Genomic DNA, 25,516 nt, shown 5'->3' with positions numbered 1-25,516 from the left:
CATGGACTACCTTTTGGCTTTTGTATGCGGCGGTGCCATTTGTATAGTCGGCCAGCTGCTCTTGGATATTTTCAAATTGACGCCAGCCCACGTCATGACATCATTTGTTGTGATCGGCGCGATCTTAGATGGTTTCGGCATTTACGATAAATTTATTGAATTTGCCGGAGGCGGGGCCACCGTTCCGATTGTCAGCTTCGGCCACAGTCTTCTGCACGGTGCCATGCACCAGGCGCATTTACACGGATTTATCGGAATTGGAATGGGGATATTTGAGCTGACTTCTGCCGGTATCTCAGCCGCCATTCTCTTCGCCTTTCTAGTAGCTGTTATTTTCAAACCGAAAGGATAATGCTGACATGACGATAAAACGCAAGGTCATACTGGTAACAGACGGAGATGTGTATGCCTCTAAAACAATTGAATACGCTGCAAGCCAAGTGGGAGGGCGATGTATTTCACAATCAAAAGGCAACCCTTCCACCCGAAGCGGCGCGGAGCTTGTCAAGCTGATCACCTCTGCACCGTATGATCCTGTTTTTGTCATGTTTGACGACTCCGGCCTTCAAGGAGAGGGTCCGGGAGAATCCGCTCTGATCTATGTTGCCACCCATCCGTCAATTGAAGTGCTCGGAGTGATTGCGGTCGCGTCAAAAACCCATCAGGCTGAATGGACCAGGGTTGACGTAAGCATTGACCGCAATGGAGAAATAACTGAATACGGCGTGGATAAAGTCGGAGAGAGGGAATTTGATGAACACAGAATGAGCGGAGATACAGTCTATTGTCTTGATAAACTTGATCTCCCGCTTATTGTCGGTATCGGGGATATCGGCAAAATGGGCAGAAAAGACGATATCTCAATAGGGTCGCCAATCACCATGAAAGCGGTCGAGTTTATTTTAGAAAGGAGCGGGTATCATGCCGGATCACAAGGAAGAGAAAATTCGGGTTTATCGAGATCCAGCCAAAAATGAAGCGTATTTTAAAAATCGGGTCGGAATGGGAACCAGCTATGATGTAGGGGTTCGCAAGCTTAATATCTTAGATAAGGAAATACAGCTTTACTATCTGAATGGATTATCCGACACCGCTTATATTATTCATTTAATGAGAGAACTTGTTTTCATTAACAATCGGGATGAAGATGCAGATCAACTGGTAGATATTGTCGAAAACAGGCTTCTTAATGCCCAGGTTGAAAAAGTAAAAACGCTGGATGAAACAACTGACCAAGTGCTGTCCGGATTAGTTGCAGTCATTGTTGAAGGCGCAGGCTTCGCATTTATTATTGATGTCAGAAGCTATCCGGGCAGAAATCCGGAGGAACCTGATACAGAGAAGGTGGTAAGGGGAGCCAGAGACGGATTTGTTGAAAATATCGTCGTCAATACGGCTCTTCTCAGAAGGCGGATCAGGGACGAACGTCTTCGCATCAAGATGACAAAGGTCGGCGAGCGATCAAAAACGGATCTTAGTATCTGTTATATTGAAGATATTGCAGATCCAGATCTAGTTGACATCGTGGAAAAAGAAATTGCTGCCATCGATGTGGACGGGTTAACAATGGCAGACAAAACAGTAGAAGAATTTATCATTAAACAAAGCTACAATCCGTATCCGCTCGTCCGCTATACAGAAAGGCCGGATGTAGCGGCTAATCATGTACTTGAAGGCCATGTCATTATTATGGTTGATACATCACCGAGTGTGATTATCACCCCGACAACCTTGTTCCACCATGTTCAGCATGCTGAAGAATACAGGCAGGCGCCTGCAGTCGGCACCTTTTTAAGATGGGTAAGATTCTTCGGTATCATTGCATCCACTATATTTCTTCCGATCTGGTTTCTCTTTGTCCTGCAGCCGGACCTGCTTCCTGAGAATATGGATTTTATTGGCTTGAATAAGAATACACATATCCCGATCATTCTGCAAATATTCTTAGCTGATTTAGGGATCGAGTTTCTCAGAATGGCTGCCATTCATACCCCGACAGCTTTATCCACGGCGATGGGTATCATTGCCGCTGTGCTGATCGGACAAATTGCCATTGAGGTTGGCCTGTTTTCTCCAGAGGTTATTCTTTACGTTTCACTTGCAGCGATTGGAACCTTTGCCACACCTAGTTATGAATTAAGTTTGGCAAACAAAATGGGCCGTCTCACTCTCATGATACTCGTTGCTTTATTTCATGTAAAAGGGCTCGTTATCGGATTTACAGTGTTAATTATTGCCATGGCCAGCATCAAATCTCTCCAGACACCGTACTTGTGGCCGCTGATTCCCTTTAACGGCAAGGCGCTGTGGCAGGTGCTGATCCGTACAGCAAAACCTGGCGCAAAAGTAAGACCAAGTATCGTTCACCCAAGAAATCGCTTAAGACAGCCTACCAATTCATAATCGCATTGAAACTGCCTGAAGAGTATGATAATGTATGTCTTAATTATGTAGGGACAGTCCATAAAACTGTCCTTTTCACCCATAAGCGGAGAAAGAGGGAATGACATTGTTCTTACATGGCACAAGCAGACAAAATCAACATGGGCATTTAGAAATCGGAGGTGTGGACGCTCTTTATTTAGCTGAAAAATATGGCACACCTCTTTACGTATATGATGTGGCTTTAATACGTGAGCGTGCTAAAAGCTTTAAGCAGGCATTTATTACTGCAGGGCTGAAAGCACAGGTGGCATATGCGAGCAAGGCGTTCTCATCAGTTGCAATGATTCAGCTCGCTGAGGAAGAGGGACTTTCTTTAGATGTCGTGTCCGGGGGAGAGCTTTATACAGCTGTTGCTGCAGGCTTTCCGGCAGAACGCATTCACTTTCATGGGAATAACAAGGGCAGAGAAGAACTGCGGATGGCACTTGAGCATCGCATCGGCTGCATTGTGGTGGATAATTTCTATGAGATTTCGCTTTTGGAAGACCTATGTGAAGAAACGGGACACTCAATTGATGTTCTTCTTCGGATTACGCCCGGAGTAGAAGCGCATACGCATGACTACATTACAACTGGTCAAGAAGATTCAAAGTTCGGTTTCGACCTTCATAACGGACAAACTGAACGGGCGATTGAGCAAGTATTACACTCACAACATATTCAGCTACTCGGTGTCCATTGCCATATCGGTTCGCAAATTTTTGATACGGCCGGGTTTGTGTTAGCCGCAGAAAAAATATTCAAAAAACTGGACGAGTGGAGAGAATCATATTCGTTTGTATCCAAGGTGTTGAATCTTGGAGGAGGTTTTGGCATCCGTTATACGGAAGACGATGAACCGCTTCATGCAACAGAATACGTTGAAAAAATTATCGAAGCTGTGAAGGAAAATGCAGCCCGTTACGGTTTTAACATTCCGGAAATTTGGATCGAACCGGGACGTTCTCTTGTGGGAGACGCGGGTACAACCCTTTATACGGTTGGCTCTCAAAAAGAAGTGCCGGGCGTCCGCCAGTATGTGGCTGTAGACGGAGGCATGAACGACAATATTCGTCCTGCCCTTTATCAGGCTAAGTATGAAGCTGCGACAGCCAACCGTATCGGAGAAGCGCATGACAAAACGGTTTCAATTGCCGGAAAGTGCTGTGAAAGCGGCGATATGCTGATTTGGGATATTGACCTGCCGGAAGTAAAAGAAGGCGATCTTCTTGCCGTCTTTTGTACAGGCGCTTACGGGTACAGCATGGCCAACAATTACAATCGAATTCCGAGACCTGCCGTTGTATTTGTAGAAAATGGAGAGGATCACTTAGTCGTGAAGCGAGAAACATACGAGGATATTGTGAAACTTGACCTGCCCTTTAAAACGAGTGTAAAGCAATAAAAAGGCGCCGATTTCTGAAGTGCACCCCAAATTTTAGACACAGTCTAAAATTTGGAGGTGCTTTTTCTTTTGGCTAAATTTAAAAACGAAGAAAAAATCAACGCGGTCTTACGCTATATAAACGGCAACGAGAGTTTGCTTGGGATCGCAAATCATATTGGAGTGCATAAAAGGGTACTCCAATATTGGGTGAGAAAATATCAATATCACGGTGAAAAAGCGTTCTTAAAGTCATATACAAATTATCCAGTCCAATATAAACTAGACGTACTTGACTATATGAATGAACATGGGACGTCTATCTTAGAAACAGCTGCGATATTTAATTTGCCTTCTGACTCAACGCTTTGGAACTGGCAGCACGTAGTACAAACACAAGGAGCAGACGCCCTCAAAACAAAGAAAAAGGGGCGTCCGTCCATGAAAAAGAAAACAGGAAAGCAAGCACCAGCTATAGGATCAATAGAAGCATTACAGGCGGAAAACGAACGGTTGCGTATGGAGAATGAGTATTTAAAAAAGTTGAATGCCTTAGTTCAAAACAAGGAACAATCACCAAACAAGACAAAGCGCAAGTAGTCTATGATTTAAGGCATAAGTATCCGGTGAAAGCACTTCTCAGGCTCGCAGGTATCCCACGCAGCACCTACTATTACTGCGTAAAGCATTTTGATCGCCCTGATCGAGATGCCGACATAAAAAAGATGGTTCAACTTATTTTTAAAGAACATCAAGGCCGGTATGGATACCGCCGTATTCGTGATGAACTAGGTCAATCACAAGAAGGTGCAGCGCATCATGAAAGCCCTCGGACTAAAATGTATGATTCGAAAGAAGAAATATCGTTCATATAAAGGAACAATCGGCAAAGTGGCGCCTAACATTCTAGCGCGCAACTTTAAAGCTGAAAAGCCAAATGAAAAATGGGTCACGGACATGACGGAGTTCAAATTATTTGGGCAGAAGCTGTACGTATCGCCCGTATTAGATCTGTTTAATGGTGAGATCATTACCTATACGATTGGTTTAAGGCCTGTTTATTCTCTTGTTTCGGTGATGCTTGATCAGGCATTCAAGCATTTGAAAGATGGGGACAAGCCCATTATGCATTCCGACCAAGGCTGGCATTACCAAATGAAGCATTATAGGCAAGCCTTAAAAGAACGCGGGATTACACAAAGCATGTCCCGAAAAGGCAACTGTTACGATAACGCAGTGATCGAGAATTTCTTCGGCATCCTAAAGTCTGAATTTCTGTACCTAAAAGAATTTGAAAGTATCGAACACTTAAAGCAAGAACTTGAACGATATATTGACTACTACAATCAAAAACGAATAAAGGCAAAACTAAAAGGCATGAGTCCGGTACAATACCGAACTCATGCCTCAAGAACTGCCTAATGAAAACCCGTGTCTAACTTTAGGGGGTCACTTCATTTCTCGGCGCTTTTTATTATTTGAATATAGAAACAATCGCATTCCAGATAGATACGAAGAAATCAATGACTTTCTGGATGAAGTTTTTGCCCTCATCTGATTCTATGAATTTCGTAATCTTATCTTTCGCTTTATCAAGCTGGTCACCGACCTGTCCCCAGTTGATGTCAACATTTTTCATTTTATTGAATAGGGAGACAAGCTGATCCTTTTGGCTGTCTGTAAGTGTAACATTTAAATCAGAAGCTGCATTATCCACTTGTTTCTCAATGTCAGCTTTATTGTCAGGCACACCATTTTTAGCAAACTCTTCTTTGATTTTTGCAATGAGCGCAGCCGCATTTTCGTTACCGATTTTGTCTCCAAACTCTGATGTCGTAACAAGCTCTTGGTTGGCTACTTGCTTAACATCCTCCGAAATCGCTTCATCAGAGGAAACTTCATACGCCTTAATCAATCCAGTTAAAGCCGCAGTCCCGGATACTTCAAACGGTGCTGTAACATACACCTGCGCATCTTTCACACCGGCTGTCATCAGGGCATTTAAATACATTTCATCTGTAATGCCGCTGATATTATGTGTTTCAACATTCAGACCAGAGCCTTTTTTGGCAATGGTTATCGATGATGAAGAAATCGCTCTTGATCCGATTTGAGCGCTTGATATATATTTACCTAAATATTCATGTTCTTCCTTATTGGTCACAGTTACCGTTGTGGCATTATCAGGGACATTCATTTCATCAAGCACTTTTTGTTTGTCTGATTCTGACAAATCAGCACCAAGTGTTACAATGACATCTCCAACTGCGGCATCCGCGAGACTGACCTTCGGAACCATCAGCAGCAAAACGGCCGCTGCCAGCATTCCAATCCATATTTTTTTCAAAGCAGTTTGACCTCCTTCAATTTCACAAGCAGCTGAATAGAGCTGCTTTGCGAGGACCTGAATCATGATGAAAATACAGTTCCGTTAGGTTAGACGGAATAAAAGAGATCCAGGTTTCATTTTTATTTTTTGTAAAGCCGGGAGATTCGTTTTCCCCAGAAAGGTGTGGTATAATAGCCGCGACAAGGAGAGACAGGCTATAACCTATCATACATAATCTCCTTTGAAAATTAAAATAAAGAAAGTAGGCATACAATTGAAAACAGGTTACTTTTTATTAGAAGATGGTAACAAAATTGAATTTGAACTATATCCTGAAGCTGCACCGGGTACTGTCGCAAACTTTGAAAAGCTTGCGAACGAGGGCTTTTATGACGGGCTTACATTCCACCGAGTGATTCCAGGCTTCGTGAGCCAAGGCGGCTGCCCTCACGGAACTGGCACAGGCGGTCCGGGATACACAATCAAATGTGAAACAGAAGGAAATCCGCATACACATGAAGCGGGCGCACTTTCTATGGCACACGCCGGAAAAGACACTGGCGGCAGCCAATTTTTCATCGTTCATGAGCCGCAGCCTCATTTGAACGGTGTTCACACTGTATTCGGAAAAGTAACAAGCGGACTAGAATTCGCGAAAAACATGTCTAACGGCGACGTCATGAAAGAAGTTCGTGTAGAAGGCTAATCGGCAGACGAAAAGCTTCCTCGTATCGGGGAAGCTTTTTTATTTTAAAAAATATACCCATAAAAACCCCCCTAGTGCTGAAGGCGGTTAATAAACAGGCATGTATTAGATTAAAGTGAGACTTTGTGGCGGGTGTTTCCTCGTCTTTTCGCTTGATGATAAAATGAGATGAAGATGTCCCGTATTCAAGCCGCCGGAACCAAACCACAGACACAGTTAATGGCCTGAATCATAAAACTGCCCCCTGCACTGTGCTGTTATAGAATAATCAATCACACCATGCATATTATTCTATTTTTTTATATATAGAGTCAGAGTCGATAAGCACGCAAACTGATTTGTAAAAACATTTATCTTTGATTCTTTAAGCTTTGCATTTTTTAGCCAGTCATGGGGTATTCGTTCAAATTCAAACTGGAAAAATCAGCTTATTATGTCGATTTCATATGTAGAATTAAGAAAACTTTAAAGTTAAATGGTTCATTGAAAATGGGATTTTGTAGTAAAATAATCAAAACAAATGTGATGTTATGAAAAGGAGCTCGGCGTTATGAACAATAAAGGCTGTATAAAATGCGGAAGTACTGAAGCGGGACAAAAAGAAATCGCCACAACCGGCACGGGATTATCGAAATTGTTTGACGTGCAGCATAATCGTTTTCTCGTGGTGTACTGTAAGAATTGCGGATATTCAGAGTTGTATAACAAAGAATCCTCAACAGCCGGCAACATATTGGATTTGTTTTTTGGAGGCTAATGGCTTCAATGATTTTAAAAATATGATGGAGGAAAACGGGATGCCAGATTTGCACATTGGAATTGGCTGCCGCCAACATTCCAGTAACTTCAGCAGGCTGCCCGTAAACCTCATGATAGATATATGATCTAAAGATTTAGCATACGAATACTCTCTTTCTTCTAAACCTATCGCTTCTGAATTATGCAATACTTTTCGGACTCCCCTGTGTACCAATTTCCCGAGCGGCATTTGATGCAGGACTGGTTGTGGTTGACAAGAAAAAGATAGGCATGATTTGAGTAGAAGATGAAGATTAATAGAGCGTGTAAAATCATGTCAATGATCCTGATGGGATTTCTTTGTGATTCGTGATAACATAAATGGAAGATCGTTGATTATTGGAGGAAATCAGTTGAAATCAGAAAATGTTTCAAAGAAAAAAACAATATTAGAATGGGCAAAAGCAATTGTAATTGCTGTCGTTCTCGCTTTGCTCATCCGCCATTTTATTTTTGCGCCGTATGTCGTTGATGGAGACTCTATGTATCCTACACTTCATGACCGTGAAAGGGTTTTTGTCAATATGACAGTCAAATACATCGGCGAGTTTGATAGAGGAGACATCGTTGTATTAAACGGGGAGGATGTCCACTATGTCAAACGGATTATCGGCCTGCCTGGAGATAGGGTTGAAATGAAGAACGACCAGCTTTATATTAACGGGAAAAAGGTGGCCGAGCCTTATTTGGCACCCAATAAAAAGAGGGCGAAGCAGGACGGTTATGACCATTTGACCGATGATTTCGGCCCGGTTAAAGTGCCTGATGACAAGTATTTTGTGATGGGTGACAACCGGCGGAACTCAATGGACAGCCGAAACGGGCTAGGCCTCTTCACGAAAAAACAAATTGCGGGCAAGTCTAAGTTTGTTTTCTACCCGTTTAATGAAATGCGCAAAACAAATTAGGATCTAGCAGTTTCCTGAACAGGAGGCTGCTTTTTTTATTTCTTTTTTCGTTCATCCCCCAAAACCAGAACATAAATTCGTATAACTATAGAAAAGAATTTTTTGCAGAAATGTGAAACATATTCCCGTTATGCATCGTTATATTGATAATTTACGAGAATTTACGGTTTTTTATTCATGAAAAAAAGGAATAACTCATATGAATGAATAGATTCATATTGGCTGGAGGTTTAAAAATGGGAAGAATAAAAACCAAGATTACCATTCTGTTAGTGCTTTTGCTTTTACTTGCAGGCGGTTATATGTACATAAAAGATGTTGAACTGAAGGATGTTCCGACAGCAATTGGACAAACCTTGTCCTCGGAAGAAGAGGAATACACCATCCAGGAATATAAAGTGACGGAAATTGACGGCTCAGAGTATCATGGAGAAGCAGAAAACGGCACAAAAATCATCTTCAACGGAAAAAAATTAAATCAGGATTTGTCCGATATAAAAGAAGGCGACAAGATAAAGGCATACTTCAGCAAATCAAAGCGGATCGATGGTTTAATCAAGGTTGCCAAAGTAAATGATTAACAAAACATCACCTTTCGGATTGAAGGGGGATGTTTTGTTTTTCTCAAATTGTAAGTTTATTTCATTGCGTACTTTAAGAAGGATCGCTATAATAGCCAATAAGGACAAATGAATAAAGATTGTATCCTTCGGGGCAGGGTGGAAATCCCGACCGGCGGTAGTAAAGCGAATTCGCTTTAGAGCCCGTGACCCGTGTGCATAAGCGTGCGGTGGATTCAGTTTAAGCTGAAGCCGACAGTGAAAGTCTGGATGGGAGAAGGATGATGTGCCGCTATGCAATTGTATCAAAAATGCATAGTGTTATTTCCTATTGCGTAAAATACCTAAAGCCCCGGTTTTTTTAAAATTCGGGGCCTTTTTTGACGGTAAATAACAAAAGAGGGGAGGGAAACAAATGGAAGAGTATTATATGAAGCTGGCATTAGATCTTGCGCAGCAGGGCGAAGGGCAGACCGAATCTAATCCGCTCGTCGGCGCTGTTGTGGTTAAAGACGGACAAATTGTCGGAATGGGCGCCCATTTAAAATATGGCGAAGCACATGCAGAAGTTCATGCCATTCATATGGCCGGATTCCATACAAAGGGTGCAGATATTTACGTTACACTCGAACCGTGCAGCCATTATGGAAAAACACCGCCATGTGCAGAACTCATTATCAACTCTGGCATCAAAAGAGTGTTCGTGGCGATGAGAGATCCTAACCCGCTTGTGGCTGGAAGAGGGATCAGCATGATTGAAAAAGCCGGTATTGAAGTAAAGGTAGGTATCCTAGCTGACCAGGCGGAGAAGCTGAATGAAAAATTTCTGCACTTCATGAGGACAGGCCTCCCTTACGTCACACTAAAAGCTGCCGCGAGCCTTGACGGAAAGACAGCTACCAGCACGGGCGACAGCAAATGGATCACGTCAGAGGCTGCAAGACAGGATGCTCAGCAATACAGGAAAACACACCAGAGCATTTTAGTCGGAGTTGGCACTGTAATAGCTGACAATCCGAGTTTAACTTGCAGGCTGCCGGGTGTGACAAAACAGCCGGTTCGGGTGATACTTGATACCGCACTCTCGATCCCTGAGGACACTCAAGTGATTTGCGATCAAGCAGCGCCGACATGGATTATTACAACAGCGCGTGCAGACGAAGAAAAGAAAAAACGGCTTTCAGCTTTCGGTGTGAACATATTTACACTTGAAACTGAGCGCATTCAAGTTTCCGATGTTTTGAAAATCCTTGCGGAAGAAGGCATTATGTCGGTGTACGTGGAAGGCGGTTCAGCTGTTCACGGAAGCTTTGTCAAAGAAGGCTGTTTTCAAGAAATCATCTTCTATTTTGCCCCTAAACTAATCGGAGGAACGCATTCTCCCAGCTTAATCTCCGGTGAAGGTTTTCAATCTATGAAAGATGTCCCCTTATTACAATTCACTGATATAACCCAAATTGGCCGTGATATCAAACTAACGGCAAAACCGATAAACGAGTAGGATGGTGACCATGTTTACAGGAATTATTGAAGAAACAGGCACAATCGAATCCATGAAAAAAGCAGGGCATTCAATGGCCTTAACAATCAAATGCTCAAAGATTTTAGTGGATGTTCATCTGGGAGATAGCATTGCAGTGAACGGCATTTGTCTAACTGTCACTGATTTTACAAACAATCAATTCACAGTGGATGTTATGCCCGAAACAGTCAAAGCTACGTCACTAAATGAATTATCAAAAGGGAGCAAAGTAAATCTGGAAAGAGCGATGGCGGCAAACGGCCGTTTCGGAGGCCATTTCGTCTCAGGCCATGTCGACGGAACTGCTGAAATCACACGAATTGAAGAGAAAAGCAACGCTGTTTACTATGATGTAAAGATGGACCCGTCTTTAACAAAAACACTGGTTTTAAAGGGATCAATTACCGTGGACGGCGTGAGCTTAACCATATTCGGGCTGACAGAAGACACAGTGACAATTTCTTTAATACCGCATACGATCAGCGAAACGACTTTTTCAGAAAAAAAGATTGGCTCTAAAGTGAATATCGAATGCGATATGATCGGAAAATATATGTATCGATTTTTGCATAAAGCCAATGAAAATAAGACCCAACAATCCATAACAAAAGCCTTCTTAAGTGAAAACGGCTTTTAGAGAGGAAGATATGCATGTTTCATCCGATAGAAGAAGCACTAGACGCTTTAAAAAAAGGCGAAGTCATCATAGTTGTAGATGATGAAGACAGAGAAAATGAAGGAGACTTCGTGGCTCTTGCCGAGCATGCAACTCCAGAAGTGATTAACTTTATGGCGACACACGGAAGAGGGCTGATCTGCACGCCGCTCAGTGAGGAAATCGCAGACAAGCTTGATCTTCACCCTATGGTTGAGCATAATACAGATTCTCACCATACTGCATTTACGGTAAGCATTGACCACCGTAAAACGAGAACGGGCATCAGCGCTCAAGAAAGATCCTTTACCGTTCAAGCATTGCTGGACAGCAAATCTGTGCCGTCTGATTTTCAGCGTCCCGGACACATTTTTCCGCTGATTGCGAAAAAAGGAGGTGTCCTGAAAAGAGCGGGTCATACAGAAGCTGCTGTTGATCTTGCCGAAGCCTGCGGATCTCAAGGAGCGGGCGTCATTTGTGAAATTATGAATGAAGACGGAACGATGGCAAGAGTGCCTGAGCTCATTGAAATTGCGAAAAAGCATCAATTAAAAATGATCACCATTAAAGATTTGATTCAATACCGTTACAATCTAACAACACTTGTCGAGCGTGAAGTCGACATTACGCTGCCTACTGATTTTGGCACATTCAAGGTTTACGGATATACAAATGAGGTAGACGGAAAAGAGCATGTCGCATTTGTGATGGGAGATGTGCCGTTCGGTGAAGAACCGGTGTTGGTCCGGGTGCATTCAGAATGTCTCACAGGTGACGTGTTTGGATCTCATCGCTGTGACTGCGGCCCGCAGCTGCACGCCGCGCTGACGCAAATTGCCGAAGAAGGCCGGGGAGTGCTCTTGTATTTGCGCCAAGAAGGCCGAGGCATCGGTTTAATCAATAAATTAAAAGCTTATAAGCTTCAGGAACAAGGCTATGACACCGTAGAAGCCAATGAGGAGCTTGGATTCTTGCCTGACCTTCGCAACTATGGCATCGGTGCTCAAATGTTACGCGACCTCGGTGTGCAGAATATGAAGCTTTTGACGAATAACCCGCGAAAAATTGCCGGCCTTGAAGGTTATGGCCTCAGCATTTCAGAAAGAGTGCCTCTTCAAATGGAGGCAAAAGAGCACAATAAAAAATATTTACAAACCAAAATGAACAAGCTGGGTCATTTACTTCATTTCTAATCACAAATATCACAAAAAAGGATGGGAATCATATGAATATCATACAAGGAAATTTAGTTGGTACAGGTCTTAAAATTGGAATCGTAGTAGGAAGATTTAATGATTTTATTACAAGCAAGCTGCTGAGCGGTGCGGAAGATGCGTTGCTCAGACACGGCGTAGACACAAATGATATCGATGTGGCTTGGGTGCCAGGCGCATTTGAAATACCGTTTGCTGCGAAAAAAATGGCGGAATCAAAAAAATATGACGCTATTATCACACTGGGTACTGTCATCAGAGGCGCGACGACACATTACGATTATGTCTGCAATGAAGCTGCAAAGGGCATCGCGCAAGCAGCAAACACTACGGGTGTACCTGTTATCTTTGGAATTGTGACAACTGAAAACATCGAACAGGCGATCGAGCGTGCCGGCACAAAAGCGGGCAATAAAGGTGTAGATTGTGCTGTTTCTGCCATAGAAATGGCAAATTTAAACCGTTCATTTGAATAATTTGCTGAAAACAGTTTAAAAATATGGCGAAAATGATATAATGTGAGAAAACGGATCACCTATTCGTATCCGTTAATAGCAGACTGGACATTTTGGATATAGAGGGGTTTTTATGTTAATTCGTTATAAAAAATCGTTTGAAAAGATTGCGATGGGACTTCTTTCGTTCATGCCGAATGAAAAAGATCTTAAGCAGCTTCAGCAGACAATTAAGGACTACGAAACGGATACAGACCGCCAGCTCTTTCTTTGGAAAGAGGACGAGGATATTGTCGGAGCAATCGGAGTTGAAAAAAAGGATTCTAAGGTAGAGATCCGGCATATCAGTGTGAATCCTTCTCATCGCCATCAAGGAATCGGAAAACAGATGATGGATGCTTTAAAGCATTTATTTAAAACGCAGGTACTGGTTCCAAATGAATTAACGCAGAGCTTTTTCGAACGTTGTCAAGGTCAGCAGGATCAAGACATTTCATACAATAATTAAGCAGAGGCTGAAATCAGCCTCTGCTTTTTTTTCTCCGTTCTATTTCTTTTTCACGTTCAAGGATGACGTCAGTCCGATCCCGCAAACGGTGCTTGTCGATAAGAAACGTATCGGTGAGTGTGCTGGGCTGCCCCCATGTGTACTTTTTTTTCTTGCATTCAGTTCGGCATGCTTCCTCCAGCTTCTCATCTTTGATCGGCAGCATAATGCTTTTATAGGAAGCGCCTGTTTCGATTTGTTCGTAAACCGACTGTATAAGTTCGAGTAAGCGGCTATGATCAAGCCCCAAGCCTTCGACCGCTTGTTTTTCCGCTCGAAGAATCCGGATGCTGTTCGCCATCAGTCTTTTTGCCCCGGCTGTATTCTGCCTTCTGTGATGATACAAAGCAACCGCGAGCTGTATAAAACCGACCCAATAAACTTTTCGATTATTTGGCGGATCTTCCTTCCAATATTCTTCTAATATTTCATGGCATTCAAAGTAATCCCGTGTCGCGTGAAATTCAACGAGATAATCGATATAAGCTTTTGGATACAAGATGCTTCCTCCTTTAATCTGCCTTTAGTGTAACACAGGAAGGAGCAAAGGAAAAAAGAACGCTTAGTCCGGTTTTGAAAGGGGAACTGCCGCTAAGACTTTTTTCTCCCGCCTCCTTTGTTATAGTCAGAGCGAACTCTTTTTTTGTTTTGAATATTCTGTACAAATGCTTTAAAACACGAAATGAAATAGTATTGGACGAGAGCTTTTTGGTGGCTTATACTAAAGGGTAGCCAGTTTATCCGGCAATGAGAGTGATACTTGAAAATGGTGAGATGATGGAAGAATATCAAGTAAAAATTGATACGTTTGAGGGCCCATTGGACCTGCTGCTTCATTTAATCAATCGTCTTGAAATTGACATATATGATATACCTGTGGCGAAGATCACTGAACAATATTTATTATATGTACATACGATGCGTGTGCTTGAGCTCGATATTGCTAGCGAGTATTTGGTCATGGCTGCCACGCTGCTCAGCATTAAAAGCAGAATGCTGCTCCCGAAGCAAGAGGAGGAGCTTTTTGAAGATGAATTACTTGAAGAAGAAGATCCACGGGAAGAATTGATTGAAAAGCTGATCGAGTATAGAAAATATAAAGATGCGGCGAAGGATTTAAAAGAACGGGAAGAAGAAAGACAAAAATCGTTCACAAAACCGCCGAGTGATTTGAGCGAATATGCAAAAGAAGTAAAACAGTCTGAGCAAAAGCTCTCTGTCACGGTCTATGATATGATCGGGGCTTTTCAAAAAGTGCTGAAGCGCCAAAAAATAACTAGGCCGATGGCAACAACAATTACCAGACAAGAAATACCAATTGAAGACAGAATGAACGAAATCGTGCACAGCCTGAAATCAAGAGGAACGAGAATTAACTTTATGGACCTGTTTCCGTATGAGCAAAAAGACCATTTAGTTGTGACTTTTCTAGCTGTTCTCGAGCTGATGAAAAATCAGCTGGTGCTCATTGAACAGGAGCGTAATTTTTCAGATATTTACATTGTGGGGAGTGAATCCATTCATGGGGCTTGATATCGTGAATTGGAAAGCTATAGTGGAGGCCCTTCTTTATGCGGCTGGCGATGAAGGGCTCACAAAAAAGCAGCTGTTAACAGTGCTTGAAATCGAAGAGCCAGAACTGAATACCATCATGGCGGATGTAGCGGACGAATACCGCGGGGATACAAGAGGCATTGAACTTATTGAATATGCAGATACGTACATGCTCTCTACCAAAAAAGATTTTGCGCCATACTTGAAAAAACTGATTGAAGTGCCATCAAAGGGCCTGTCTCAAGCATCTTTGGAAGTGTTGGCTATTGTTTCATATAAACAGCCGATTACGAGAGCAGAAATTGAAGAAATCAGAGGTGTGAAATCAGAGCGTATTTTACACAGCCTTGTCGCGAAGGCGCTATTGTGTGAGGTCGGACGGGCTGACGGCCCTGGACGGGCTATTTTATACGGCACAACGCCGACTTTTCTTGAACAATTTGGTCTGAAAACGCTGGACGAGCTTCCGCCGCTGCCTGAAAATGCGGAAGAAGACGTTCCTCAAGAAGAAGCAGATTTATTTTTTGAAAACTTTAACCAAACCTTCGAAGATATAAAATAGAAGTTTAATGAATCGCGCTTTTTCATCATCATAAGATATAAGGAAGAAGCTATCATGAAAGAAGCAAAATGTGAGAGACAAAGACATGAGGGGAAGATACCAAACGAAATGGGACATTCGATTGTGCGAGCGCAGACTCAAAAAACAGGCGAATTCTTATCAATGGTTGTCAATACCGTTAACGATTACCTAAATCAAACGACGCTGGAGTCCTTACAGGCTGAATTGCCTACTGAGAAAGGGTATTGCTGTGATGTGCTGAGCACTCTGAGAAGAATGACAGTATTTTGTGAAGGAGGCGCAGAAGCGTGCCGCCGTCTCCTGATGCAGGAGCCTTTTCAGGAAGCCAGGGCGGAAAAAACACTTTATAATGTATATCACCAATGCATTGAAGAGTTCTTTATGCCGAAAAAAGACACGTGGTGTGAAAATAGCCGGGCATCTTATACCGGGGTCAGCGCAATTGAGTTTTACCATGCTGTTCCTGCATCCCTTGAGCAATTATTATTGCCGCTGAGCGCAGCCTTTCTGAAGATGAGGGAAGAGCTGGCTCATTACGAGGCGTCCGGATCAAGCATGGCGCCAATCAGATAATTTTTACTCTCCCTTTTTCAGGGAGAGTTTTTTTATGTTTGCCTGCAGATCCATATTTGTTATTCATAACTGGTGGACATGCGCATAAACTTGTACAAACCACCACAAGGACGTGAGAGCAAACATGCGCATTTTCAAAAAAACAGTATTTATGGTCATGATTTTATTTCTGATTGCAAATGTAAATGTGAACACAGCACATGCTGCTATAGATGTCAGTGCAAAAAGCGCGATCGTTATTGACGGAGCGTCAGGCAGAGTGTTATTTGCCAAAGATGAGCATCAGAAAAGGCGGATTGCAAGCATCACAAAAATCATGACGGCCGTTCTCGCCATCGAATCAGGCAAAATGGATGAAACGGTGACGGTTTCGTCAAATGCTGTCAGAACAGAAGGCTCTGCCATTTATTTAACAGAAGGTCAAAAAGTGAAATTAAAAGATCTTGTGTATGGCCTCATGCTGAGATCAGGAAACGACGCCGCTGTCGCAATTGCTGAACATGTCGGTGGAAGCCTCGATGGATTTGTTTATATGATGAATCAAAAAGCCGAGCAGCTTGGCATGGAGAATACCCGTTTTCAAAACCCGCATGGATTGGACGACCATGAAAATCATTACTCAACAGCTTATGACATGGCCATATTAACCAAATACGCTATGAAGCTGAAAGACTATCAAAAGATTTCCGGCACGAAAATATACAAAGCAGAATCGATGGAAAGCGTCTGGAAAAACAAAAATAAACTGCTGACTATGCTTTATCGATACAGTACAGGAGGAAAAACAGGCTATACAAAACTTGCAAAACGGACACTGGTCTCAACGGCTTCAAAGGACGGCATAGATCTGATAGCTGTCACCATAAATGACCCTAACGATTGGGATGATCATATGAAGATGTTTAACTATGTATTTGATCATTATCAAACCTATTTAATTGCGAAAAAAGGGGACATTCCAAAGCTGAAAGGCACATTTTATGAATCGAAGGCATTTATCAAACGTGACATCACCTATTTGCTAACCGAAGAGGAAAAAGAAGATGTCAACATTCAAACCACGCTCCTTAAGCCGAAGAAAACATGGGAAAAAGACGCCTCAAAAATTCCCGACATCGTAGGGCATATGAAGATCATGTTCAACGATGAAACCATCGCAAAAGTGCCGATCTACTATGAAAATGAACGACATCAAAAACCGAAGAAACGATTTTTTGAAACGTTTAAATCAATCTTTTTGAATGCGGCTGGCGGGGCAAAATGGTCAATATAATTTGGGTCAGCTTAACTGTGATCGGACTTGTTTTTGCGATGTGCAACGGAACTCTGCAAGATGTAAATGAAGCCGTATTTAAGGGTGCAAAGGAAGCCGTTACAATTTCATTCGGACTGATGAGCGTACTTGTTTTCTGGCTCGGTTTAATGAAAATAGCCGAGCAGTCAGGGCTTTTGGATATTTTCAGCCGGATGTGCAGGCCTTTTATATCTAAGCTGTTCCCTGATATACCGCCGGATCACCCGGCAATGGGCTACATTTTATCTAATCTCATGGCGAACTTCTTCGGTCTCGGGAATGCAGCAACTCCGCTTGGCATTAAAGCAATGGAGCAAATGAAAAAGCTAAATGGGAACCGAACGGAAGCAAGCCGGTCGATGATTACTTTTTTAGCGGTGAATACGTCCTGCATCACCCTCATTCCGACAACCGTAATCGCTGTTCGAATGGCTTATTCCTCCAAAACGCCGACGGATATCGTCGGACCTAGTATTTTAGCGACACTTATTTCCGGAATCGGCGCCATTATCATTGACCGGTATTTTTATTACCGCCGCAAAAAGAAGGGAAGGTGAGCGGATGGAAATCATCAACTGGCTGTCTTTAGCCATGATTCCGATCATAATTGCCGGAATTCTTCTTTATGGAACTATTAAAAAGGTTCCCACATATGAATCGTTCGTCGAAGGCGGAAAAGAAGGGATAGAAATCGCTTTTTCCATTATCCCCTACTTAGTCGGAATGCTTGTCGCCATAACTGTTTTCAGATCATCAGGCGCGCTTGATTTTATAATGGACCTTTTAAAACCAGTTTTCTCTGCTATCGGCATCCCCGCTGAGGTAGTGCCGCTTGCGCTGATCCGTCCGATCTCCGGTACGGCTGCACTTGGCATGACGACAGACTTAATTGCAGTATACGGACCTGATTCCTTTATCGGCAGGCTGGCTTCGGTCATGCAGGGGTCAACAGATACAACGCTTTACGTACTGACTGTGTATTTCGGAGCGGTCGGCATTAAAAAAATGGGTGATGCATTAAAGGTGGGACTTCTTGCAGATTTAATCGGCGTAGTTGCATCTATCATCATCGTTACGTTATTATTTGGGAGCGCCTGAAAACGGCGTTTTTTTTAGATTTGGCATAGGAATTTGAAAAAGCTTGTTTGTTAGGGTTGAAAAAAGTAAGATAATACTTGAGGTGAAAGACATGGAAAGACTGCAAAAAGTGATTGCTCATGCCGGAGTTGCATCGCGCAGAAAGGCAGAAGAGCTGATTAAAGAAGGAAAAGTAAAGGTGAATGGCAAAGTAGTAACAGAGCTTGGTGTAAAAGTTACCGGTTCTGATCAGATTGAGGTAAACGGGTTAAAGGTTGAACGTGAAGAGCCGGTTTACTTTCTCTTATATAAACCAAGAGGCGTTATCTCTGCAGCCCAAGATGACAAAGGGCGCAAAGTCGTGACGGACTTTTTTAAAGAAGTCCCGCAGCGCATTTACCCGATTGGGCGTCTGGATTATGATACGAGCGGTCTTTTGCTTTTAACCAATGACGGCGAGTTTGCCAATAAGCTGATGCACCCTAAGTATGAAATCAACAAAACATACGTGGCGAAGGTGAAAGGGATCCCGCCTAAAGAGCTGCTCAGAAAGCTGGAGCGCGGCATCAGGCTTGAAGAAGGCAAAACGGCGCCTGCGAAAGCGAAGCTGCTGTCTTTGGATAAGAAGAAGCAAACAAGCATTATTCAGCTGACGATTCATGAAGGACGCAACAGACAGGTGCGCCGGATGTTCGAAGCGATCGGGCATGAGGTAATCAAGCTGAAGCGTGAAGAATACGCGTTTTTAAACCTGCGAGGCTTGCACACGGGAGATGCCAGAGAGCTAACACCGCATGAAGTCAAAAGGCTCAGAGCGCTGGCGGATCATGGTAAAAACGCTTTCTAAATTTCACATAACCTTCAAAAAGTAAGAAATGTGAAATGAACGTGCAATGATATAATTGAATGGATCTGCAATAGGGGAAGGGGGCAGTGGACAATGAAGAAAAAAAGGCGTTTATTCATTCGGACCGGCATCCTTCTCGTTTTAATCTGTGCACTTGGCTATACCATTTACAACGCTGTATTTGCCGGTAAAGAGAGTATATCCGAAGGGTCCGATGCACCTAATTTTGTCCTTGAAGATACGAATGGGGAACGTATCAAGCTGAGTGACTTAAAAGGAAAAGGTGTTTTTTTGAACTTCTGGGGTACATGGTGTGAACCGTGCAAAAAAGAATTCCCTTATATGGCGAACCAATATAAGCATTTTAAAGATCAAGGTGTTGAAATTGTCGCGGTAAATGTTGGGGAGTCAAAGATAGCAGTACATAATTTTATGAAATCCTACGGAGTCAATTTCCCGGTTGTTCTGGATACAGATCGCCAAGTGCTTGATGCCTATGACGTATCTCCGCTTCCGACAACCTTTTTAATCAATCCGGAAGGAAAAGTTGTCAAGGTGGTGACCGGCACTATGACAGAAAGCATGATACATGACTATATGAATCTAATAAAACCCGGAGAGACTTCGGGATGAAACAAGTCAAATGTGAATGCGGACATGTAAACCCGGTCGGAACCGTTCTATGTGAATCGTGCGGCAGAGCTCTCCAAGAAACTCAGCCTCCGCTTGCTGATATGAGATATGACGGAAGTGCAAGACGTTCACAAACCTATAACAAAACGATCATCGATAAAATTTGGAATTTCTTTTCTTCGGTTAAGGTGGGAATTTGGCTTATCGTCATAACCCTTGCCGCATCAGCGTTCGGCACCATTTTTCCCCAAGAAGCTTATTTGCCTCCGGGCGCACAGGCTGATACTTATTACAAAGAGCAGTACGGTACGTTCGGCCAGCTTTATTATTTGCTCGGGTTTCACCATTTATATGGATCTTGGTGGTATTTGCTGCTCATTGCATCGATCGGCATTTCACTTGTGATTTGCAGCCTTGACCGGGTCATTCCATTGTATAGAGCGTTAAAAAACCAAGGTGTCAGAAGGAGTCCTGCTTTTTTAAGAAGGCAGCGCTTGTTCAGTGAAACGGATACTGTACTGGACGGGGAAGCAAAAGAAAAGATTGCTGCTCTCTTAAAGAAAAAGCATTATAGGATCAGAGAAAAAGAGGGCAGTCTTCTTGCCGAAAAAGGGCGTTTTTCACGCTGGGGCCCGTATGTCAACCACATTGGATTGATTATCTTTCTGATAGGTGCGATGCTGAGATTTGTTCCTGGCATGTACGTCGATGAAACGCTTTGGGTCAGAGAAGGCGAAACTGCAGCAATTCCGGGAACAGAAGGAAAATATTATTTGAAAAACAATCAATTCAGCGTAGAGACCTATAACAGCAAAACAGAAAAAAAGGTATTCGCAGATGCCATTGACAGAGTCGGGGACGGCAGAGTTGCAAAGAACTTCCAAACAGATGCCGTACTCTACAAGAGAGAAGGAAAAATTGTTTATGGCGAGAAACCAAAGCTGAAAAAAGTAACAGAAAAGGACATTCGTGTCAATCAGCCACTGCGTTTTGATTCCTTTTCCGTTTACCAGGTGGATTATAAAGAGAATCAGCTTGATCAGATGGTGTTCCAACTAATAGATAAAAAAACCAAAAAATCCTTTGGGAGCTTGAAGATCAACCTTCTGGATCCAGATTCGGTTTATGATCTTGGTAACGGTTACAAAGTTGAAGTTGCCAGCTATCTGCCAGATTTCTATTTTAATCAGGATGGTGAGCCGAGTACAAAAACAAAAATCCCTAACAACCCGGCTTTTGTTTTTAATATCATAACGCCGGACAAACCGAAGGGTGAAAAAAGCTTTGTTGCCATCCAAGAAACAATCGAAGGCTCAGGCAGCAATAAATACAAGCTGAAATTTGACCATGTCGAGACGAAAAACATTACCGGACTCACAGTCAGAAAGGATTTGACGCTCTGGGTGCTTGCCGTCGGCGGAGCCATTTTTATGATCGGTGTCATTCAAGGTATGTACTGGCAGCACCGAAGAATCTGGCTGCACTCGCAGGATGGCACAGTCATGGTGGCGGGGCATACGAATAAAAACTGGTATGGCCTGAAGAAGGATTTAGTCTTTGTATTGGCTGATTCGGGATTGACTGAACCGGAGGACCAAAAAGAATTAATCAAAACACAGAAATAGGCGAAAAGGGAGTGATGTCATGGCAGAGCTGAGCGGAAATTTTCTTTATGCGGCCTTTCTTGTGTATTTAATTGCTGTCCCGATTTTCGGCGGGGCCATACGCGGAAATAAAGATAAAAAGGGCAAGCCAAACCGATGGGCCAACATAGGAATGACCCTTTCTATTATTGGTTTTCTCTGCCACTTGGGATATTTCATCACAAGGTGGGCTGCCAGCGGCCATGCGCCTGTCAGCAATATGTTTGAATTCACCACTGCCTTTGGCATGATGCTTGTTTTGGCGTTTATTATTTTATATTTTATCTATAGATTGCCTTCGTTGGGCCTGTTTACGCTGTCAATCGCTTTATTGCTGATCGCGTATGCAAGCATGTTTCCGACGGATATCTCACCCTTAATTCCGTCACTGCAGAGCAATTGGCTGTATATTCACGTAACAACAGCCGCGCTTGGGCAAGCTATACTTGCCATCAGCTTCGTCGCAGGTGTCATCTTTTTATTGAAGCACGTAGACCAGACAAAACCAAGCAAAAAAACGTTCTGGCTTGAAGCGATTATGTTTATCCTGGTCACAACTGTCGCCTTTATTGCGATCACATCAGCTTTTCGTATCGCAGGCTATGAAGCGGAGTTTAACTGGGTGGATAAAAGTAAAGAAAAAAGCGTGATGGTGTACGAAATGCCTGCGCTTGTCGGCCCGCATCAGGGGGAGCTTTTGACCGAGGGGAGAATGGAGCCGCTTACTGAGCTTCCTGCCCTTTTCTCAGGGAGAAAGGTAAACACAGTGATTTGGTCATTTGGAGCAGGGCTTGTTTTGTATGGCGCGCTTCGTCTGATCATCAGAAAAAGAATCAGCGCTCTGTTACATCCGCTTGTAAAAAACGTCAATCTTGATCTGGTGGATGAGGTTGGGTACAGGGCCGTTTCCATCGGGTTTCCAATCTTTACGCTCGGCGCGCTGATCTTTGCGATGATTTGGGCTCAGCTCGCGTGGACCAGATTTTGGGGCTGGGACCCGAAGGAAGTATGGGCGCTGATCACGTTTTTGTTCTATGCCGCTTACTTGCACTTAAGACTGTCAAGAGGCTGGCACGGTGAGAAGTCAGCATGGCTGGCCGTAATCGGTTTTGCTATTATTATGTTTAATTTAATATTCGTAAATCTAGTGCTTGCCGGACTTCATTCTTATGCATAGTCCTTAGAAAGCGACACAGTTCTCAAACTTTCTCATGATTTGATAAAATGAAAGTAACAGAAGGAAAGCAGGGGGAAGACGATGGACCAAACGAACGAAACCAAAATATTAGTAGTTGATGACGAAGCCAGAATTCGCCGCCTTTTAAGAATGTACCTTGAACGTGAAAATTATGTCATAGACGAAGCGGAAAATGGTGATGAAGCCATTGCCAAAGGGCTTGAAGCCAATTATGACTTAATTTTGCTTGATCTGATGATGCCGGGGACTGACGGAATTGAAGTGTGCCGGCAAGTTCGGGAGAAAAAAGCGACACCTATCATCATGCTGACTGCAAAAGGAGAAGAAGCAAACCGGGTGCAGGGATTTGAAGCGGGAACAGATGATTATATTGTCAAGCCGTTCAGCCCGAGAGAAGTCGTGCTGCGGGTAAAAGCCCTTTTGAGAAGAGCATCCCAAACCTCTTATTTGAATGCCAATACACCGACGAAAAATGTACTCGTGTTTTCACATCTGTCCATTGACCATGATGCCCATCGCGTAATGGCTGATGGAACAGAAGTAAGCCTGACGCCGAAAGAGTATGAACTTTTATACTTCTTAGCGAAAACACCTGACAAAGTGTATGATCGGGAAAAGCTTCTGAAAGAAGTGTGGCAATATGAGTTTTTTGGTGATCTGCGGACAGTAGACACTCACGTCAAACGCCTGAGAGAGAAGCTGAACAAGGTATCTCCGGAAGCTGCGAAAAAAATTGTCACCGTATGGGGTGTAGGCTATAAATTTGAGGTAGGCGCTGAATGAAATTTTGGAAAAGCGTAGTAGGCAAGCTGTGGTTTACGATCCTTTCGCTTGTGTTGATCGTATTGTTCATTTTAACGGTTCTTTTGCTGGAATTTATTGAGAATTATCATGTGGAAGAAGCCGAGAATGATTTAACACAGCTTGCGAATAAAGTTGCTGTCATCCTAGAAAATCACGAGGACCAGGCACTGGCAAGATCAATCACTTGGGAGCTCGCTGATAACTTAACAAGCATTGCCATTATTCAGGATGAGAAAAAGCACTGGTATTCCCCGAACGATAAAAATCGGCTGTCGTCCATTACGGTTGAGCAAATACAGCATGACAAAGACTTGAATAAAGCTCTCCAAGACCATAAAAAAGTAAGCAAAAGAACGGAGCTGAGCAATACAGACACGGATAATGAACGTCTGATTGTAGGTGTCCCGTATGAAAAAGACGGAAAGAAAGGCATGGTCTTTTTATCTCAGTCTTTGCTTGCCGTTAAAGATACAACAAAGCACACGACCCGCTATATTTTCCTGGCCGCGGGAATTGCAATTGTACTGACCACATTTTTTGCTTTCTTCTTATCAAGCAGGGTCACGTATCCGCTCCGAAAAATGAGAGAAGGCGCACAGGATTTGGCTAAGGGCAAGTTCGATACAAAAATCCCGATTTTAACTCAGGATGAAATCGGTGAACTGGCAACCGCTTTTAATCAAATGGGCCGGCAGCTTAACTTCCATATTAATGCGCTCAATCAAGAAAAAGAGCAGCTTTCTAACATTTTGAGCAGTATGGCTGACGGGGTCATTACCATTAATATCGACGGTACAATTCTTGTGACAAACCCTCCGGCCGAACGTTTTCTACAGGCTTGGTATTATGAGCAGAATATGAATATTAAAGAAGGCGATAACCTTCCGCCTGAAGCAAAAGAGCTGTTCCAAAATGCTGTCAGCACTGAAAAAGAGCAAATGGTTGAGATGACGCTGCAAGGCAGATCATGGGTGCTCTTGATGTCGCCGCTTTATGCGGAATCGCATGTCAGAGGAGCAGTTGCCGTGCTGCGCGACATGACTGAAGAACGCCGTCTTGATAAGCTGCGGGAGGACTTTATCGCAAATGTCAGCCATGAGTTGAGAACACCGATCTCTATGCTTCAGGGGTACAGTGAAGCAATTGTTGATGACATTGCAAGCTCTGAAGAAGACCGGAAAGAAATAGCTCAAATCATATATGATGAATCGTTGCGAATGGGCCGTCTAGTCAATGATTTGCTTGATCTAGCCCGAATGGAATCAGGCCATACAGGCTTGCATTATGAAAAAATCAATGTCAATGAATTTTTAGAGAAAATCATTCGAAAATTTTCCGGTGTTGCTAAAGAAAAAAATATTACTTTACATCAAGACATTTCTCTCACTGAAGAAGAATGTATGTTTGATGAAGACAAGATGGAGCAGGTATTTACCAACTTGATTGATAACGCGCTGCGGCATACTTCATCGGGCGGCAGTGTTTTCATTGCAGCCCATTCTGTGAAAGATGGATTGAAAATTGATATCAAAGACTCTGGATCTGGCATTCCGGAAGAAGATCTGCCATTTATCTTTGAGCGGTTCTATAAAGCAGATAAAGCGCGGACAAGAGGCAGAGCAGGAACCGGTCTTGGGTTGGCTATCGTTAAAAATATCGTGGAAGCCCACAACGGATCGATTACGGTGCACAGCCGAATGGATAAAGGAACGACATTTACATTTTATATTCCGACAAAACCATAAAATCGGGTCTGAATTTGCCGAAGAATCTTGTTCCATAAGAAACACCCGCTAATCGAGCGGGTG

At 43.1% G+C, this 25,516-nt stretch carries 27 protein-coding genes, 1 pseudogene and 1 riboswitch; of the genes and pseudogenes, 26 read left to right on the top strand and 2 right to left on the bottom strand.

The genetic code is table 11. The features are described from left to right. The first annotated feature begins 1 nt into the window (after nucleotide 1). The 5 genes and pseudogenes from spoVAE to Q3W56_RS12555 all read left to right on the top strand — a co-directional run bounded on the left by spoVAE (nucleotide 2) and on the right by Q3W56_RS12555 (nucleotide 5,230). Nucleotides 2-352 carry a stage V sporulation protein AE gene (gene spoVAE, locus Q3W56_RS12575; RefSeq protein ID WP_019714839.1) on the top strand — a complete coding sequence of 117 codons (351 nt, stop codon included), beginning with the start codon at nucleotides 2-4 and terminating at the stop codon, nucleotides 350-352. A gap of 7 nt (nucleotides 353-359) precedes the next feature. Continuing rightward, on the top strand, nucleotides 360-977 hold the full coding sequence (gene spoVAEA / locus Q3W56_RS12570; protein ID WP_019714838.1) for a stage V sporulation protein SpoVABEA: 618 nt from the start codon (nucleotides 360-362) through the stop codon (nucleotides 975-977). After that, nucleotides 922-2,403 (top strand): spore germination protein SpoVAF, encoded by a 1,482-nt coding sequence (gene spoVAF / locus Q3W56_RS12565; protein WP_302895696.1) that lies wholly within the window; start codon nucleotides 922-924, stop codon nucleotides 2,401-2,403. The genes spoVAEA and spoVAF overlap by 56 nt, the downstream gene beginning before the upstream one ends. A gap of 106 nt (nucleotides 2,404-2,509) precedes the next feature. Continuing rightward, nucleotides 2,510-3,829: a diaminopimelate decarboxylase gene (gene lysA, locus Q3W56_RS12560; RefSeq protein ID WP_302895745.1), complete on the top strand. Its 1,320-nt coding sequence runs from the start codon at nucleotides 2,510-2,512 to the stop codon at nucleotides 3,827-3,829. A gap of 69 nt (nucleotides 3,830-3,898) precedes the next feature. Further along, nucleotides 3,899-5,230 (top strand): annotated as a pseudogene (locus Q3W56_RS12555) (IS3 family transposase). 52 nt (nucleotides 5,231-5,282) lie between these two features. Here the strand turns inward: Q3W56_RS12555 and Q3W56_RS12550 are convergent. Next, nucleotides 5,283-6,155 carry a DUF1002 domain-containing protein gene (locus tag Q3W56_RS12550; protein ID WP_302895695.1) on the bottom strand — a complete coding sequence of 291 codons (873 nt, stop codon included), beginning with the start codon at nucleotides 6,153-6,155 and terminating at the stop codon, nucleotides 5,283-5,285. Between the two features lie 256 nt (nucleotides 6,156-6,411). Here Q3W56_RS12550 and Q3W56_RS12545 point away from each other — a divergent pair, with 256 nt between their 5' ends. From Q3W56_RS12545 to ribT, 9 genes are all read left to right on the top strand, one after another. After that, on the top strand, nucleotides 6,412-6,843 hold the full coding sequence (locus tag Q3W56_RS12545; RefSeq protein WP_003223931.1) for a peptidylprolyl isomerase: 432 nt from the start codon (nucleotides 6,412-6,414) through the stop codon (nucleotides 6,841-6,843). A gap of 550 nt (nucleotides 6,844-7,393) precedes the next feature. Continuing rightward, nucleotides 7,394-7,600, top strand: a complete 207-nt coding sequence (locus Q3W56_RS12540; RefSeq protein WP_268400634.1) for a zinc ribbon domain-containing protein — start codon at nucleotides 7,394-7,396, stop codon at nucleotides 7,598-7,600. Nucleotides 7,601-7,994: 394 nt separating this feature from the next. After that, nucleotides 7,995-8,549, top strand: coding sequence for a signal peptidase I sipS (gene sipS, locus Q3W56_RS12535; protein WP_268400635.1), 555 nt, complete (start codon nucleotides 7,995-7,997; stop codon nucleotides 8,547-8,549). Nucleotides 8,550-8,785: 236 nt separating this feature from the next. Next, a complete protein-coding gene (locus Q3W56_RS12530; RefSeq protein WP_019714830.1) occupies nucleotides 8,786-9,130 on the top strand; it encodes a hypothetical protein in 345 nt (114 codons plus the stop codon). A gap of 120 nt (nucleotides 9,131-9,250) precedes the next feature. Continuing rightward, nucleotides 9,251-9,395, top strand: a riboswitch (FMN riboswitch). A gap of 129 nt (nucleotides 9,396-9,524) precedes the next feature. Beyond that, complete coding sequence (gene ribD / locus Q3W56_RS12525; RefSeq protein WP_302895692.1) at nucleotides 9,525-10,610, top strand: bifunctional diaminohydroxyphosphoribosylaminopyrimidine deaminase/5-amino-6-(5-phosphoribosylamino)uracil reductase RibD; 1,086 nt, start codon at nucleotides 9,525-9,527, stop codon at nucleotides 10,608-10,610. A gap of 10 nt (nucleotides 10,611-10,620) precedes the next feature. Beyond that, nucleotides 10,621-11,268 carry a riboflavin synthase subunit alpha gene (gene ribE, locus Q3W56_RS12520; RefSeq protein ID WP_302895691.1) on the top strand — a complete coding sequence of 216 codons (648 nt, stop codon included), beginning with the start codon at nucleotides 10,621-10,623 and terminating at the stop codon, nucleotides 11,266-11,268. Nucleotides 11,269-11,282: 14 nt separating this feature from the next. After that, entirely contained in the window at nucleotides 11,283-12,479 is a 1,197-nt protein-coding gene (locus tag Q3W56_RS12515; RefSeq protein ID WP_302895690.1) for a bifunctional 3,4-dihydroxy-2-butanone-4-phosphate synthase/GTP cyclohydrolase II, read from the top strand. Nucleotides 12,480-12,511: 32 nt separating this feature from the next. Next, on the top strand, nucleotides 12,512-12,976 hold the full coding sequence (gene ribH, locus Q3W56_RS12510; protein WP_019714826.1) for a 6,7-dimethyl-8-ribityllumazine synthase: 465 nt from the start codon (nucleotides 12,512-12,514) through the stop codon (nucleotides 12,974-12,976). Between the two features lie 112 nt (nucleotides 12,977-13,088). Continuing rightward, entirely contained in the window at nucleotides 13,089-13,463 is a 375-nt protein-coding gene (gene ribT / locus Q3W56_RS12505) for a GNAT family N-acetyltransferase RibT (RefSeq protein ID WP_019714825.1), read from the top strand. Nucleotides 13,464-13,476: 13 nt separating this feature from the next. Here ribT and Q3W56_RS12500 read toward each other — a convergent pair whose 3' ends face one another. After that, nucleotides 13,477-14,001 (bottom strand): DUF309 domain-containing protein, encoded by a 525-nt coding sequence (locus Q3W56_RS12500; RefSeq protein WP_302895689.1) that lies wholly within the window; start codon nucleotides 13,999-14,001, stop codon nucleotides 13,477-13,479. Between the two features lie 278 nt (nucleotides 14,002-14,279). On the opposite strand from Q3W56_RS12500, the gene scpA reads away from it, so the two are divergent. From scpA to resE, 12 genes are all read left to right on the top strand, one after another. After that, on the top strand, nucleotides 14,280-15,035 hold the full coding sequence (scpA, locus tag Q3W56_RS12495; RefSeq protein WP_302895688.1) for a segregation/condensation protein A: 756 nt from the start codon (nucleotides 14,280-14,282) through the stop codon (nucleotides 15,033-15,035). Beyond that, nucleotides 15,025-15,618, top strand: coding sequence for an SMC-Scp complex subunit ScpB (scpB, locus tag Q3W56_RS12490; RefSeq protein ID WP_019714822.1), 594 nt, complete (start codon nucleotides 15,025-15,027; stop codon nucleotides 15,616-15,618). The genes scpA and scpB overlap by 11 nt, the downstream gene beginning before the upstream one ends. A gap of 54 nt (nucleotides 15,619-15,672) precedes the next feature. Further along, entirely contained in the window at nucleotides 15,673-16,212 is a 540-nt protein-coding gene (locus tag Q3W56_RS12485; RefSeq protein WP_302895687.1) for a YpuI family protein, read from the top strand. A gap of 124 nt (nucleotides 16,213-16,336) precedes the next feature. Continuing rightward, complete coding sequence (dacB, locus tag Q3W56_RS12480) at nucleotides 16,337-17,485, top strand: D-alanyl-D-alanine carboxypeptidase DacB (protein WP_019714820.1); 1,149 nt, start codon at nucleotides 16,337-16,339, stop codon at nucleotides 17,483-17,485. Next, nucleotides 17,473-18,063, top strand: coding sequence for a spore maturation protein SpmA (spmA, locus tag Q3W56_RS12475; RefSeq protein WP_014114249.1), 591 nt, complete (start codon nucleotides 17,473-17,475; stop codon nucleotides 18,061-18,063). Before dacB ends, spmA begins: the two co-directional genes overlap by 13 nt. A 4-nt stretch (nucleotides 18,064-18,067) precedes the next feature. Further along, nucleotides 18,068-18,604, top strand: coding sequence for a spore maturation protein SpmB (gene spmB / locus Q3W56_RS12470; protein WP_003223896.1), 537 nt, complete (start codon nucleotides 18,068-18,070; stop codon nucleotides 18,602-18,604). Nucleotides 18,605-18,695: 91 nt separating this feature from the next. Next, a complete protein-coding gene (rluB, locus tag Q3W56_RS12465) occupies nucleotides 18,696-19,430 on the top strand; it encodes a 23S rRNA pseudouridine(2605) synthase RluB (RefSeq protein WP_019714819.1) in 735 nt (244 codons plus the stop codon). Between the two features lie 93 nt (nucleotides 19,431-19,523). Then, on the top strand, nucleotides 19,524-20,063 hold the full coding sequence (gene resA / locus Q3W56_RS12460; RefSeq protein WP_019714818.1) for a thiol-disulfide oxidoreductase ResA: 540 nt from the start codon (nucleotides 19,524-19,526) through the stop codon (nucleotides 20,061-20,063). After that, complete coding sequence (gene resB / locus Q3W56_RS12455) at nucleotides 20,060-21,688, top strand: cytochrome c biogenesis protein ResB (protein WP_302895686.1); 1,629 nt, start codon at nucleotides 20,060-20,062, stop codon at nucleotides 21,686-21,688. The genes resA and resB overlap by 4 nt, the downstream gene beginning before the upstream one ends. Before the next feature lie 19 nt (nucleotides 21,689-21,707). After that, nucleotides 21,708-22,883 (top strand): cytochrome c biogenesis protein ResC, encoded by a 1,176-nt coding sequence (gene resC / locus Q3W56_RS12450; protein WP_302895685.1) that lies wholly within the window; start codon nucleotides 21,708-21,710, stop codon nucleotides 22,881-22,883. Nucleotides 22,884-22,964: 81 nt separating this feature from the next. After that, complete coding sequence (gene resD / locus Q3W56_RS12445; RefSeq protein WP_019714815.1) at nucleotides 22,965-23,687, top strand: DNA-binding response regulator ResD; 723 nt, start codon at nucleotides 22,965-22,967, stop codon at nucleotides 23,685-23,687. Then, on the top strand, nucleotides 23,684-25,453 hold the full coding sequence (gene resE, locus Q3W56_RS12440) for a sensor histidine kinase ResE (protein WP_302895684.1): 1,770 nt from the start codon (nucleotides 23,684-23,686) through the stop codon (nucleotides 25,451-25,453). The genes resD and resE overlap by 4 nt, the downstream gene beginning before the upstream one ends. The last annotated feature ends 63 nt before the right edge of the window (nucleotides 25,454-25,516 follow it).

It is taken from the genome of Bacillus sp. C28GYM-DRY-1 (genome assembly GCF_030519405.1).
Lineage (GTDB): Bacteria > Bacillota > Bacilli > Bacillales > Bacillaceae > Bacillus > Bacillus spizizenii_A.
The sequence above is the reverse complement of the archived record's forward strand: the minus strand, read 5'-3'. Positions and strand labels throughout refer to the sequence as shown.